Annotated in this window: 11 protein-coding genes and 1 pseudogene; 7 read left to right on the top strand and 5 right to left on the bottom strand. The window is 33.4% G+C overall.

Annotated features, from left to right (window positions below; translation table 11 throughout):
* The first annotated feature begins 89 nt into the window (after nt 1-89).
* The 3 genes and pseudogenes from BCI01S_RS25135 to BCI01S_RS02110 all read left to right on the top strand — a co-directional run bounded on the left by BCI01S_RS25135 (nt 90) and on the right by BCI01S_RS02110 (nt 4,206).
* On the top strand, nt 90-260 hold the full coding sequence (locus tag BCI01S_RS25135) for a hypothetical protein (protein ID WP_156485380.1): 171 nt from the start codon (nt 90-92) through the stop codon (nt 258-260).
* 220 nt (nt 261-480) lie between these two features.
* Nucleotides 481-2,394 (top strand): ATP-dependent DNA helicase, encoded by a 1,914-nt coding sequence (locus tag BCI01S_RS02115; RefSeq protein WP_047940409.1) that lies wholly within the window; start codon nt 481-483, stop codon nt 2,392-2,394.
* A gap of 287 nt (nt 2,395-2,681) precedes the next feature.
* A pseudogene (locus tag BCI01S_RS02110) lies at nt 2,682-4,206 on the top strand (carboxypeptidase M32).
* A 453-nt stretch (nt 4,207-4,659) separates the two neighbouring features.
* Here the strand turns inward: BCI01S_RS02110 and BCI01S_RS02105 are convergent.
* The gene (locus tag BCI01S_RS02105) at nt 4,660-5,112 is read right to left on the bottom strand and encodes a chemotaxis protein CheX (protein WP_047940411.1); all 453 of its coding nucleotides are present in this window, start codon (nt 5,110-5,112) and stop codon (nt 4,660-4,662) included.
* Nucleotides 5,113-5,738: 626 nt separating this feature from the next.
* Here BCI01S_RS02105 and BCI01S_RS02100 point away from each other — a divergent pair.
* Both BCI01S_RS02100 and BCI01S_RS02095 read left to right on the top strand, forming a co-directional pair.
* A complete protein-coding gene (locus BCI01S_RS02100; RefSeq protein ID WP_047940412.1) occupies nt 5,739-9,326 on the top strand; it encodes a dynamin family protein in 3,588 nt (1,195 codons plus the stop codon).
* A 28-nt stretch (nt 9,327-9,354) separates the two neighbouring features.
* Entirely contained in the window at nt 9,355-10,221 is an 867-nt protein-coding gene (locus BCI01S_RS02095) for a sulfurtransferase (RefSeq protein ID WP_047940413.1), read from the top strand.
* 180 nt (nt 10,222-10,401) lie between these two features.
* Here the strand turns inward: BCI01S_RS02095 and BCI01S_RS02090 are convergent, their stop codons facing one another.
* From BCI01S_RS02090 to BCI01S_RS02080, 3 genes are read right to left on the bottom strand one after another with little or no spacing between them, the layout of a single operon-like run.
* Complete coding sequence (locus tag BCI01S_RS02090; RefSeq protein ID WP_047940414.1) at nt 10,402-11,121, bottom strand: hypothetical protein; 720 nt, start codon at nt 11,119-11,121, stop codon at nt 10,402-10,404.
* Nucleotides 11,118-11,993, bottom strand: a complete 876-nt coding sequence (locus BCI01S_RS02085; protein WP_047940415.1) for an ATP-binding cassette domain-containing protein — start codon at nt 11,991-11,993, stop codon at nt 11,118-11,120. The genes BCI01S_RS02090 and BCI01S_RS02085 overlap by 4 nt, the downstream gene beginning before the upstream one ends.
* Complete coding sequence (locus tag BCI01S_RS02080) at nt 11,986-12,357, bottom strand: GntR family transcriptional regulator (RefSeq protein WP_047940416.1); 372 nt, start codon at nt 12,355-12,357, stop codon at nt 11,986-11,988. Before BCI01S_RS02080 ends, BCI01S_RS02085 begins: the two co-directional genes overlap by 8 nt.
* Nucleotides 12,358-12,579: 222 nt before the next feature.
* Here BCI01S_RS02080 and BCI01S_RS02075 point away from each other — a divergent pair, with 222 nt between their 5' ends.
* Nucleotides 12,580-13,452, top strand: coding sequence for a 5'-3' exonuclease (locus BCI01S_RS02075; RefSeq protein ID WP_235844428.1), 873 nt, complete (start codon nt 12,580-12,582; stop codon nt 13,450-13,452).
* A gap of 233 nt (nt 13,453-13,685) precedes the next feature.
* Here BCI01S_RS02075 and sspL read toward each other — a convergent pair whose 3' ends face one another.
* A complete protein-coding gene (gene sspL / locus BCI01S_RS02070) occupies nt 13,686-13,820 on the bottom strand; it encodes a small, acid-soluble spore protein L (protein ID WP_047940691.1) in 135 nt (44 codons plus the stop codon).
* A gap of 109 nt (nt 13,821-13,929) precedes the next feature.
* Here sspL and BCI01S_RS02065 point away from each other — a divergent pair, with 109 nt between their 5' ends.
* Nucleotides 13,930-14,409: a divergent PAP2 family protein gene (locus BCI01S_RS02065; RefSeq protein ID WP_047940418.1), complete on the top strand. Its 480-nt coding sequence runs from the start codon at nt 13,930-13,932 to the stop codon at nt 14,407-14,409.
* Nucleotides 14,410-14,467: the final 58 nt, after the last annotated feature.

Raw genomic sequence — 14,467 nt, 5'->3', positions numbered from 1 at the left:
TTTTTAGAAAGTTACATCTTATAAATAAGTATATTTTTTGAGTAACAGTATATATTTATTCTATACGTAATTTTCTGGAGGGAAGTTTTATGAAAGATAGTAATATAGATTATACAAAAATAATCGGTGCGTTAAATTCTTCGGTAAATCTAATAGAAGAAGAAGGTATTGCTGATCAAGCTGTTTTACAGCAATTATCAGCAGCACAACAAATGGTTCAGCAGGCCATGACTTATTCCTTATCAAGAGATAGAGGATAAGAAAAAGCAGGACGACGATATTCCAAAATAATTAATAATGAAATGATGTAAAAGAGGGTGCCTGATTCTTTTGGAGGCAACCCTCTTTTCACTTGAATATTGCAGTCAAATTGACTATGATTAAGGTTCGTCATGAAAAAATTAAGTAAATTATTCATTGCTTATTAAATAGATAAAGATTAAAGACAAGCAGCATAATTCGTAGGTCGGAGGGGTTTACATGCAAAATAGCATGCCATTTGAAGTATCAAAAACAGAATCATTTTATGAGAAGCTGGGAGAGTGGATTGGCGATGTCTTTTATGACATTCTTCCAGAAGCAGGTTATGAACTACGAGATGAGCAAGTATATATGGCTTATCAATTAGAAAAAGCGTTTAAGGAAAAGAAAACAATTTTTGCAGAGGCTGGAGTAGGAACTGGAAAGACCTTTGTCTATTTATTATATAGCATTTGTTATGCCCGTTATGTAAACAAGCCTGCCATTATTGCTTGTTCAGATGAGACGTTAATTGAACAGCTAGTAAAAAAAGAAGGCGATATTGCAAAGTTAGAGCAGGCGCTTGGATTAAACATTGATGTTCGTTTAGCTAAATCACGAAACCAATATTTATGCTTAACTAAACTGGATCAAAAAATTACATTGGAAGATACGTATAATACGATTTATGACAGCCTTCCAGATTTTGTGCACGGAACAGGATCATTACAATCTTTTTCACCATATGGAGACAGAAAAGATTATCCAGATTTAAATGATAAGGATTGGGAAGGGGTAGCATGGGATTCCATGCAAGATTGTTTTACTTGTGATAAACGCCATCGCTGTGGGCAGACATTACATCGAGATTATTATCGTAATGCTAAAGATTTAATCATCTGTTCCCATGACTTTTATATGGAACATATTTGGACAAAAGAAGCTAGAAAAAGAGAAGGACAGCTTCCTTTATTACCTGATAGTGCTTGTGTTGTTTTTGATGAAGGACATTTATTAGAATATGCTGCCCAAAGTGCATTAACATACAGATTGACAGAGCAAAACTTAGAAAATCTATTAACACGTTTAATGGCAAACGATGTACGTGAGAAAACCCTAAATATTATTGAGGAAACTATTTATCAAAATGAACAGTTTTTTAGAGAACTAACAGATGCATCCTATAAAACAGAAGGTTCAGATAAACAGGAAATCAAAAAAACAGATCGAGTAATCCAAGCAGGTAAAAAATTGGCAGGCTATATTTCTGAGCTAGAAGAAGAGCTTGTCTTTGAAAGTGAAATGTATGTTATCAATGAGTATGACTTAAAAGTGGTAGAAGAGTATTTAGAGCAGATTTCTCATTCGTTAGGTCTATTTTTAAAGGAAATGAATGGAATAACCTGGTTTGAGGAAAATAACGGGGAAAGAACGCTTGTTATTATGCCAAGACTTGTTCAAGATATTATGCAAGAAGAAGTATTTAGTCAACAAAAACCGATTATCTTCTCTTCGGCAACATTATCTGAGAATAAATCCTTTGAATATATGGCCAAAAGTATTGGCGCAGCTGATTATTTATCGTTTTCTGTTGATTCTCCGTTTGATTATGAAGAGAATATGGCTGTATATATTAAGTCATTCAATCAGAATGAAGACACAGAAAAACAAGCATATTGTTATGAAGAGTTAATAAAAGCAGAAGGTCGATCTCTTGTTCTTTTCAATAGTAAAGAAGATTTAGCTAGGTTTAAGGACAATCTGCCAAAGGAATTTTCCTTACCGATATACTTTGAGGGGGAAAGAGAAATTAGTACCCTTGTTTCAAAATTTCAAAATGAGGAAAATTCAATCCTTTGTGCAGTAAATCTATGGGAAGGACTAGATGTACCTGGGAGATCATTAGAAAACGTATTTATCTATTCTTTGCCATTCCCTCCAAATGATCCGGTTTATAAAAGTAAGCGTGAAAATGTAGAAAATCCTTTTCTAGAAGTTGATTTGCCATATATGGTTTTAAGGCTGCGTCAAGGTGTTGGTCGCTTAATCCGTACACATGAAGATAAAGGTACGATTCATATATGTATGGATGCAAATGTAGCAGGCCTAGTAAAGAATGCTGTAATAGAGGCTTTACCAGTAACAGCAATGTAATTGGTTCAATAATAAAAAGGCTCATAAGAAATTCTAAGTTGTTATCGAACAATGCATGAATAATCTTATGAGTTTTTTTGTATGTTCATTCTTTTATAGGATGGGCCGATTCTGCAAGGGATAACTACAAATCTTCTTTATTAGGAAGAAAAAGTATACAATTATACAAGGTTTTCAAGGCACATTCATCTAATTGTTCGGTTTTATATTTGGTTGGATTACTTATGTCTCAACTCCAAACAATATGTTAAGATAAAATCATACAGATAAGAAAAGAGGAGAGTATATTGTCTATTAATCAAAAAGAAATGGAAGAACAATTTATAAATTATGTGAAGAAGATAGGGGCTTACAATGAAGCACTTGCTCTAATTTACTGGGACTTACGTACAGGTGCCCCAAAAAAGGGAGTAGACCAACGAACAGAAGTAATCGGTGTCCTATCCTCTGAATTATTTGAATTATCAACTTCTGAAGAGCTAGAGTCCTATCTTACTGTCCTTTCTGAGGAAAGTATCCAAGCTCAATTATCACCAATTACAAGAAAGACAGTTGAAGAAATGAAAAAGGAATTTGATCGCAATAAAAAAATTCCTGCAGAGGAACATAAAGAATATGTGATGCTCCAATCAAAAGCGGAAAGTGTATGGGAAGAAGCGAAAGAAAAAGCGGACTTTTCCTTGTTTCAGCCTTATTTAGAAAAATTAGTAGAGATGAATAAACGATTCATTGAATATTGGGGACATAAAGAAAATAAATATGATGTTTTATTAGATATGTATGAGCCTGGTATGACAGTTGCTGTTTTAGATGAAGTATTTTTAGATGTAAAAGATAAAATTATACCGTTAGTTCATAAAATTGCGGCTTCAAAAAATCCCCCGACTACTGATTTTTTATATCAGACATTTCCAGCAAAAAGTCAAGAGGCATTTAGTCTTGATGTATTAAAACAAGTAGGATACGATTTTGACGCTGGACGTTTAGATAAAACGGTGCATCCATTTGCGACTGGAATCAATCCTGGCGATGTTCGAATTACAACTAAATATGATGAATCTGACTTTAGAGTGGCGGTTTTTGGAACAATCCATGAAGCAGGTCATGCACTGTATGAACAAAATATTTCGAAAGAGCTTATCGGAACACCATTATGCACAGGTACCTCAATGGGTATTCATGAATCCCAATCACTATTTTATGAAAATTTTGTGGGAAGAAATCTTGCGTTCTGGAAGCATAATTATGAAGCTTTGAAATCATTTGCTAATGGTCAATTTGATGATGTGAGTGTCGAAGACTTTTATCGAGCTATTAATGAATCCAAGCCGTCATTGATTAGAATTGAAGCAGATGAGCTAACATATCCATTACATATTATGATTCGTTACGAAATTGAGAAAGGCTTATTTGATGGTGATTTCGAAGTGAAGGATTTGCCGGCGATATGGAATGAAAAGTATCAATCTTATTTAGGGGTAGTTCCTGAAAATGATGGAGAAGGAGTACTCCAAGATGTGCATTGGGCAGGGGGAAGCTTTGGATATTTTCCATCCTATGCTCTAGGCTATATGTATGCTGCCCAACTAAAGCAAGTGATGGAAAAAGATATACCTGATTTTGATGCTTTATTAGAGCAGGGTAACTTGCCTTCCTGTTAAAGAGTGGCTGAATGAAAAAATTCATCGTTTTGGGAAAATGAAAAAACCGCTCGAAATATTAAAGGATGTAACAGGGGAAGGATTAAACGCCCAATATTTAATTGATTATTTATACAAAAAGTATAGTGATGTTTATCAACTAGATCTGTAATAAATATATTCCTCAATCGTGATAATATAACTTAACTTTTGGGGCATGTTTTTTATAAAAGTAGCTCTCAATAAACCAGAATATAAGCAAAACGGTTAAACTTCTCTCGTTTCCGCACATATTCCACAAATGATAAATATACTAATATATGTTTATGAAGAAGTGGGTGTGATTTATATGGTAAATTATTATTGTAGCTACTGCCTGACTATCTATAAAGAAAAGACAATATGTAAATGCTGCGGGCATAAAGCGGAGAATCTAATAAAAATAGAAGTACAAAGCCATACGGATAGTAAGTAAACAGTAAAAAAAGCAGAAGAAAATGTTTATTCTGCTTTTTTTCGTTTGTTCTATGATAATATGCAATAAGAGTGATCATCATATGGAAAATAACAAACTAGTTATGAGACAAAAAAATTCTGCAAGCTAAAAGATTCTTGAAACAATCCTTTAATTCTCTAAAATTAGCACTATGTTTAATTGACCAATATTTTGAAGTGAAATCGGCAGGGTTAGAGCCTTATCAAACCCTGACAGCTTCGTTTGACCTGCTAAAACAGTAGGCGGTGTAATATCCATTTCAATTCCACTTTGAGATACAAATGTAGATAAATTTCCAGCAAGCATATTACCTAATTCCCCAGAGAAAGATTCCAGCATTGGCCCTTCCAAGAACATTCCATACATGGATTCGCCAATCTTACCAAAAACCTGTTCATTTCCGTCGATAATAATTCGACCACGGAAATCACCTGTTAATCCTATTAAAACCCCTAAAGATTGTAAAATAAATGGTGATACAGTTAAACTTGGCTTCTCAATTTGTTGTTCGCAGGGAATAACACCTTTTACAGCTTCTATAGTTGCGTTTAAAATTTCAGTAGTACTTTTTGTTAATGTCACTTACTATTCCCCCATCCGTCTGATAAAAATATCTTATCATAAATTAGACCTATTTTGTTTATATTTTTTTCGGAAAATAGGTTGTTTTTCATGGTACATATTTCCTATTTTTGTTGATATATCAGGTCTTTTGGGAAAAAATACTAAAAATTGAATAACTTTTTTCTTATTGAAAATGATTTTCAATAGTGATATTATTTAATTGAGATAGAGAATTATTCTCAGCTAAAAAGATAGGGGTGTAACGAATGATTGCTTTTCCAATTGGTTTGACACTTATCAGTTATTTATTTGTTATGAAATACGTTTTACATAATACTATAAAAGCTACGAAATAATAGAAATAACTAATATAAAAGGATTGTATACTGTTTTTTCATTTCAGCACTTTTTACCTGCTTGTAGGAGTGCTGAAAAGGAGAAACAGTTTTTTATTTTTATTTAAACAATAATAATCGAAAAAAATTTTCTTATCTTAACGTCAAAAGTATCAGAAGTCCTCGAATAATAAGGAAAATGGACCAAGTTTATTTTGTCTTCGCTTTCAATTTTCAGTTTATTTTACTTTATTCTTATGTGGAAAATAGTTAAAATAAAAGAAATACATAGATGAAAAGGAGTATATCATGCTTTCAACGAATATAGACACATTACATAAATGGGCAGCATTTTACCAATATTTTTTGGCATATGATGATCAACAAACTGCGCAAAGATTACAAGAGCTTATTAAAAAAGCGACAAGACAAGAATTTATTGCAACTTTTTGTGGACATTATTCTGCCGGGAAATCAAGCATGATTAATAACCTAGTTGGTACAACAGTTTTACCAACAAGTCCTATTCCCACAACAGCCAATATAATCCGAGTAAAAAAGGGTGGCAAGCAGCTGAAAGTTTTATACCATTCTAATCAAGCAGATGTTTACAAAGAAGTGCTTGATATCAAAACAGTTTTACAGGCAGCAGAAAGAGTGGAAAATATAAAAGAATTAGAGGTTCAATTAGATACGGAGCTGCTAATAAAAAATGCTATTTTAATGGATACCCCAGGAATAGATAGTACAGATCAAGCTCATCAATTAGCAACGGAATCTAGTATTCATCTTGCAGATATTATTTTTTATGTAGTTGATTATAATCATGTTCAGTCGGAAATAAACTTTGACTTTACAAAGCAGCTTGTGGAGTCAGGTAAGAAATTTGTGTTAATTGTTAATCAGATGGATAAACATCGAGAAGCAGAAATTTCGTTTGCAGATTTTAAGCAAAGTGTATATGATTCTTTTTTATCTTATGGGATAAAGCCAGAGAAAATATTCTTTACCACCTTAATCGAAACGAATTCTTTCTATCAAGGATTGAAAGAATTAAAGAACTATATTATGAGAAAAATGGAAGAACAAGAATTAATACTGCCTTACTCTCTGGAAGAATCCTTTCAAAAGCTATATAAAGATCATATTTCCTTTATAGAAACAAAGAATGCTGAAATAATCGCTCCCTTCGAGGACCAATTATTAGAATTAACAGAAGACGAGTATCATTCTTTAGAAGCAACCTTAGAGACAACCAAAAAAGCCATCCAAACAATGGATGAGGATGAAAATAAAACAGTGATGTCATTAGAAAATGAGTGGCATTCGATTATTAAGAATGCCTATATCATGCCATATAATCTTCGGGAACTAGCTAAATTATATCTAGAATCAGAACAGAAAAATTTTAAAATTGGCCTATTTGGCAGTAAAAGCAAAACGCAAAGGGAAAGAGAAGATAGACTTTCAACTTTTTACATAGAATTGGAAAAGCTTGTTCAAATTCAATTAATAACACCATTATCTCAGTTTTTTGAGAAACAGGGTAAGGCAGAGTTCTTTTCGCAAATTAAAGGACTTACATCTATTTTAAGTACCCAGACATTAAAAGCGTTAGTAAATAAAGAGGCACAGCTTTCCGAAAATTATGTTCTAGTCTATTGTGAAACAGTTGAAAATGATTTGAAGCAGTCTTTCAGAAAAGAAATCACCCAACTCTTTAATCAATGGAAAGAACAACGACAGCAGCAATTACAGAAAGAAAAAGAAAATCTTTTAAAAGAAGAGAAGAAATGGCAAGAGTTTGTAAACTGTAAGATGAAAAAAGAGGAGATGGAGACCAAATGGCAAGAGTGGAAAGAAGAGCTTGAACATCTTTGTGAAATACAAAACGTGGATGCGAGCATTTTGCGAAGGTTACTTGAAACTAACGAGGAAGAGATAACTTATCGGTCACTATCCTCTCCTAAAACAAAAACCGTACAAAAGAATATAAAACCTGCTGAAGTTCAAAAACAAATCGAAAGTAAGGAAATGGATACAGATTTATTATTAAAACAGCTGCGTTTTTTAAGCAGCAAGCTACAACAAGTAAAGGGATTTGCGCATATAGCGAAAAATTTATTCCATAAAGCTGCCATTATTGAAAATCGAACATATACTATATGCTTATTTGGAGCTTTTAGTGCTGGAAAATCTTCATTTGCCAATGCATTACTTGATTATCCCATTTTGCCTGTGTCACCAAACCCAACAACTGCTACAATAAACAGAATATTACCAATTGATGACGAACATCCACATAAAACAGTTATTGTTAAATGGAAGTCAGAGTCAGAAATGCTTAGAGAAATAAATGACTATTTACAGCTAGTGAAGGAAGAGGCAAGTTCTTTAGAAGCTGCACAAAAGATAATAAACACGCTCGCGGCTAATCCAATGGAGAGATATGCCAATGAATTTCGCTATCTTCAAGCTTTCCTAAAAGGGTATTCTGACCATCGTCATTATTTAGGCAGTGAGATCAACATTGAATTAGAAGAACTTGCAAATTATGTGGCAATAGAAGAGACCTCTTGTTTTGTGGCATCCATTGATGTTTATTTTGATTGTAAGATTACGAGAAAAGGAATAACACTTGTTGATACTCCAGGAGGAGACTCCATTAACAGCAGACATACGGAATTAAGCTTTGAATTTATGAAAAAAGCGGATTGTATTTTTTATGTCAGCTACTATAATCATGCATTTTCCAAAGCAGACCGCGCGTTTTTAATGCAGCTTGGACGATTAAAGGATGCTTTTGAAAAAGATAAAATATTCTTTGTCATTAATGCAATTGATTTAGCAAAGAATGAAGAAGAGCAAGCAGCAGTAGAGGAGTATCTACAAGAACAATTGCAATTATACGGGATACGTTCGCCAAGAATTCTTCCTGTTTCTAGTCTCTATTATAAGCATGATGTTTATGGAAAGTGGATGAAAAAAGCAGAAGAGCAAATGTATGACTTTATCGAACATGAGTGGCTGTCCATGATGCTTCAATCTGCTCAGAAAGATTACGTGGAAACAATAGATTTATTAAAAAAATTGGTAGAATCAACTTTTGCGAAAAAAGAAGTAGCAGAACAAGAGTTATCGAGATTGAAGGAGGAAAAACGGATCATTCTATCTCAAATAGAAAATAAAGATTTCCAGGATACACTGGCAAAATTCAAAATGGAAGTAGAGGAACAATTGTTTTATTTAAAGCAAAGAGTGATGTTTCGTTTTCATGAATTAATGAAGGAAGCTTATCATCCATCAATCTTACGAGGAGACAATAAGAAAAGGGAATTATCGCTTGCGACTACTTCGTTTCTCATTCAATTGAATTTTGAATTTGAACAAGAGTTACGAGCAGTAAACCTAAGACTAGATCAACTCTTTTATAAACAAAGAATAGAAGGTTATGAGGAAGTTCGGCATTTGATTCAGTCTATTAATGAAGAAATTCGTTTACAAGAAGAAATAGAAAGAGAGTTAGAATCTAATATAACTTTCCATGCCCCTTTTAAAGAATTAGATACTATCCTTAATAAAATTGGCATGAAATATTACAAAAATCCGAAGAGTTTTTTTGAAAAGAATGAACGAAAGAATATGGGAGTAGAAATGGAACAATTGGTTGATGAGCATGGTAACATATATATAAAAGAACAAATTAACTCCTTTTTTGCTATTTATAAAGAATTATTTGCACAACATTTTGATATACTTCTTGTTAATCTAAAAGAACAAGTAGCCGAATATTATGATGGAAAAACAGCGTTATTAACTGAACATGAAAATATTGAAAAACTAGAGTGGATTATTAAAGAATCAACACAAACAGAGTTTGCGCAGCAAACGAACTAGAAATGAGAACAGTAGTGGAGGAATAATGATGGAATTTGTAAAAAGTGTTGATTGGTTAAATAAAAACATAGATCAGGATGCGATTAGAGTGATTGATTGTCGCTGTGATTTAAAGAATCCTGATGCAGGTTCAGAATGGTATAAAAAAAGTCATATCCCAAATAGTGTTTATTTTCATCTGGAAAAGGATCTTTCCGATCCAATCAGTAATCATGGGGGACGGCATCCATTGCCAGCCATAGAAGAGTTTGTTCATAAGTTAGAAAATATAGGGGTTGGTAAAGATACAACAGTCATCGCCTATGATAATGGAGAAGGGGCATTTTCCGGAAGACTTTGGTGGTTAATGAACTATATAGGTCATTCGAAAACATATATTTTAGATGGTGGCTATAAGGAATGGCTAAAGAAGGACTATCCGACCTCACAAGAAGTCCCTGCATTTTCAAAGAGTAATTTTTCTCCTCTTATTCAGTCTCATATGATTGCCACTTATGAGGAGGTTTTAGCACTAGTAAAAACAAAAGACCAAGATAAGATATTGATTGACTCTAGAGAGCATAAAAGGTATACAGGAGAAATAGAGCCAATTGATAAAAAAAAGGGACATATCCCAGGAGCAATAAACTTTGTATGGACAGAAGGGATAGAGAACGGCTTCTTTTTAACAGAAAGGGAGCAAAAGAATAGATTCTCTTCTCTAGATGCGAATAAAGAATATATTGTCTATTGTGGTTCTGGCATTACTGCTACTCCTAATTATATTTCCTTAAAAATGGCTGGACTAGATAAGGTCAAGCTTTATCCAGGCAGCTTTAGTGATTGGATTTCTTATGAAGAAAATGAAATTGAAACCTGTTCGCCAATTGACTTGAAAGAGGAAAATTCCCTTTGAAAAATATGGAGAATAAGACTATCTTTTGATGAATACGGGAAATGAACAAAAATAGAGCCAAACATTCAAACTTTTAAGTGATTGTTTGGCTTTATTTCCTTGCGGCGGATCCGAATGCTCTCGCTAGTTTTTTAGAGGCTGTCCTCAATATTTATATTCTATTATTTATCTATAGTGTACTTACCTATGAATGACTAAATTATTTTGTTTATATTGTTTGAAATTCAACCGTCCCCCCTTTTCTAAAGGCGCATTTTTCATTAGGGAATAAGATAATAAAAGAAAAACGATTGATAATCCAAATAAGATGGTAACAAATTTTAAATGATGCTCCAAAAATGTAGTTATTAAAGAGCTCATGTCACCAAAAACTACGGCAATTGTTCCGATTATTAGCAGTATTGTAGATACAGCGAGTAAAAATGCTGTGCCATAATTAAACCAAACTGTCTTTGCTATCATTCCTAAACTAAATAAAAAGAAAATCCAAGAAAAATCTATCCAAAAATAAATAAGCCAGTTCGTGGTATGGATGAATTTTGCGAAATGAAAAAGATAATTGCTGCTTGTTAATAGGGTAGTGAAAAAATAGAATAAATTAAGAATTACTCCACCCAAAACACTATAAATGACTGCGGAAAGATAGAAAGCTAATACAAACTGCTTTCTCGTCCCTCCTAATGAAAGGATATATTGATAACCACTAAAATTAATAAATGGGTATAAAAGAAAAACGACAAATAGGGGACCGAACAAGATAAAGGAACCAGATTCTGCTACACCCATATATCCTAGAACATTATAAAAAACAAACAGAGCAAAAGTAATAAAAACGTTGATATAAAATGTCATGCTCATTTCGCGCATCATTAATCGGAATGGTCCTGTAAAAGTATTCATATTTTTTGTCCCTCTTTTCTTGTTGTATAGTTAACAAGATAATCCTGTAATTTAGCTTTTTCTATAGTAACACCTGCATCTTTTGCTTTGGATATCCAGTTGTCCGAATAGACGTCGTCCATCATCACAGTCATTTGTTTTCCGAGTTTTCTTTTCTCTAAAATGGGATATCCTTCTATTAAAGGCTCGATTGCTGAAGCTAATCCAGATAAATGAATCCCACGACTCTTTAATTCTTCTGTTTCCTCATATCGTACGATTGTCTGCTCGTTAATGACGGCAATTTTTTCACACAATGCTTCCATTTCATCAATATGATGTGTCGATAAAATGATTAAACGTGGATCTTCTTCATACGTATTTAAAAGTGCGTTATAGAACTGTTTTCTCATATGAGCATCCAGTCCATTTGTAGGTTCGTCCATGATCGTTACAGGTGATTTACTAGCTAACCCAAGGATGATTTGTAACATCGTTTGCATTCCTTTAGAAAAATTCTTGATTTTCTTTTTTCGTGGAAGTACGAAAAGAGAAACCAGCTGTTCGGCTAAATCTGCATCCCAGTTTTTATTAAATAATGGACCGAAATATAAGGCATCTTCGACATTCCAAAGAATAGAGAATGGATGATTTTCTTGTATATAAGTGATATTGTGCATTGTTTCTGTATTATTATATGGGGTAATCCCACTTACATTGATTCTTCCAGCATCAATATTCTCCATACCCGCTAAAAGTTTCATAAACGTTGTTTTACCAGAACCATTTCGACCCCAGAGCCCCATGATGATTGGTTCTGTTTCCTCTATACTTACATTCCGCAGAGCAGGCGTATTTCCATATGAAAAAGAGACATTTTCGAGTTTAATCATGCTTATAATCCTCCTTAATTATTTTTAATAATTCTTCTTTTTTTAATTCAAGACGCTTTGCTTCCTCAAACATTGGTTTTAAATAATCGTTGTAGAATTCTTCTTTTCGCTTTTCAAGTAACTTTTGCTTAGCATCTTTAGAAACAAACATTCCAACTCCGCGCTGCTTATATACATATCCAGCTTCCACTAATGCAGCAAGCCCTTTTTGTACCGTTGCACGATTCACTTGATAAAATTTAGAAATTTCGGTGGTGGATGGAATTTGGTCACCTTCTAACAACTCACCTTCGACGATTTCATTTGCAATCATATCTGAAATTTGCTGGAAAATAGGTTTTGAGTCATCAAAAACAGCTTTCACGATCTGCCCCTTCCTTATATTGTTGATTGGTTGATTAGTTGTGTAATCAACTATAAAACAATAACAAAATATTGTCAATATACTTAAGCGGATATTTATTCTTTTAAGTAAGTAATAGAAAAAGAAAAAGCTACCAGCCACAATTTTTGGAGATTCTGTTATAATGAACTAATGGATATAAAGGAGAGATGCATTTTGAACAAGGAGAAACAGGCAAACCTAATGTTAGTAGATGGAATGGCGCTATTATTTCGTGCATTTTTTGCTACAGCAGTAACAGGTCAATTTATGGTCAATACAAAAGGAATTCCAACAAATGCGATTCATGGTTTTGTAAAACACTTTTTCACAGCGATTGAACATTTTAATCCCTCTCATGTGGCGGTTTGCTGGGATATGGGGAGTACAACATTTCGCACAGAAATGTATCCTTCGTATAAAGCGAATCGTTCGGAAGCCCCAGTTGAACTCATTCCACAATTTGATTTAGTAAAGGAAGTTGTCGAAAGTTTTAATGTACCGAATATAGGTGTAGCAGGATTTGAAGCAGATGATTGTATAGGAACGATCGCAAAGCAAATGAAAGGGGAAGCAAATGTCATTATTCTTACAGGAGATCAGGATATCCTTCAATTATTAGATGACCATATTTCCGTAGCTCTATTAAAGAAAGGCTATGGTAATTATATGCTTTATACACCTTCTAGTTTTCAAGAAGAAAAAGGAATAACGCCAAAACAAATGATTGATTTAAAAGGCTTAATGGGCGATACAAGCGACAATTACCCAGGAGTAAAAGGCATTGGCGAAAAAACAGCATTGAAGCTGCTGCAAGTTCATGAGAATATCGAAGGAATTCTAGCTAATTTATCCCTTCTTACAAAGGGACAACGAACAAAGATTGAAGCGGATCTTGAAATTCTCCATTTAAGTAGGCAATTAGCAGAAATTAAATGTGACGTACCAGTGAGCTGTTTGTTAGAAGAAAGTTATCTAAATATCAATCCAGAAAGTGCAGTAAAAAAATTCGAAGAGCTAGAGTTTAAAAGATTTCATCATTACGTAGAAAAGAAAGAAGCACTTACTTTATTTTAATAACAGATTAACCCAAAAGATTAGGCGGAATGTTAATGGAATGTTTCGTATAATCTTTTTTTATTCGTTTTGTTTTTTAAAGGGAAACTAGACATTTACATTTTTACAGCATAACTTTTTCTGTTCCTTTGTTCTATGTCTATATAAATTTGTAAGAAGGGGGAAAAGAATAAGAGAAGCTGGATGAGGCTTTAATACAGCCCCATCCTCATAGCGAGGTTACTGGAATATCATTATTTTGTATTTTTCTTTTTCGCTGCATTTTCCAATTTACTTTTTGGAGATGGAGTTATATCGGCGTCTTGACCGTAGCCTTGTGGATTTACTCCTCCAGCTGTTTTTCCTCTGTTTCCATGGTTTTTACTCATTATATTCACCTCATCAACTAGTTGTGGAAATAAAAATTCATTCATAGTATGAACAACCAAGAATAATATCATCCATAAAGAAAGAGACTATTTAAAAGAGGTGATGACGATGAATAAGGGCATTTATGTTGCTTTAATTAGTATTGGGTTGGCACAGTTTCTAAAGATACCTATACAATTTTTAAAAACAAAGAAGTGGGATAAAGGCTTGTTTTTTCAAACAGGCGGTATGCCAAGCTCTCATTCGGCAGGCGTATCTTCTCTTACAACATTTATAGCATTAAAGCGTGGTTTACCAACAATTGATTTTGCTTTGTCTTTAATTTTTGGCTTAATTGTTATGTATGATGCACAAGGGATTAGAAGACAAACAGGTGAATTAACATTAAAAGTAAATGATTTAGGCGAGTTAGTCGATAAAATTAATAAAGACAAAAATATCGCCTTTAAGGAGCAGCAGCCAAAAAAACTGAAAGAAATGCTTGGCCACCAGCCTCAAGAGGTGTTAGGAGGAGCTTTATTAGGGGTACTAGTTGGTTTTCTTGGACATTTATTTACAAAAAAGAAACGTTCATTACTGCGGTGGTAAACGAAAGGCTAGAGAAATAAAGTTCTTATGTTCTCTAGCCTTTTTAATTGTATAACTA

Origin of the sequence: Niallia circulans NBRC 13626 (assembly GCF_001591585.1) — a bacterium.
In the GTDB taxonomy this organism is placed as follows: Bacteria; Bacillota; Bacilli; order Bacillales; family Cytobacillaceae; genus Niallia; species Niallia circulans.
This window is presented reverse-complemented; position numbering and strand designations above follow the sequence as displayed.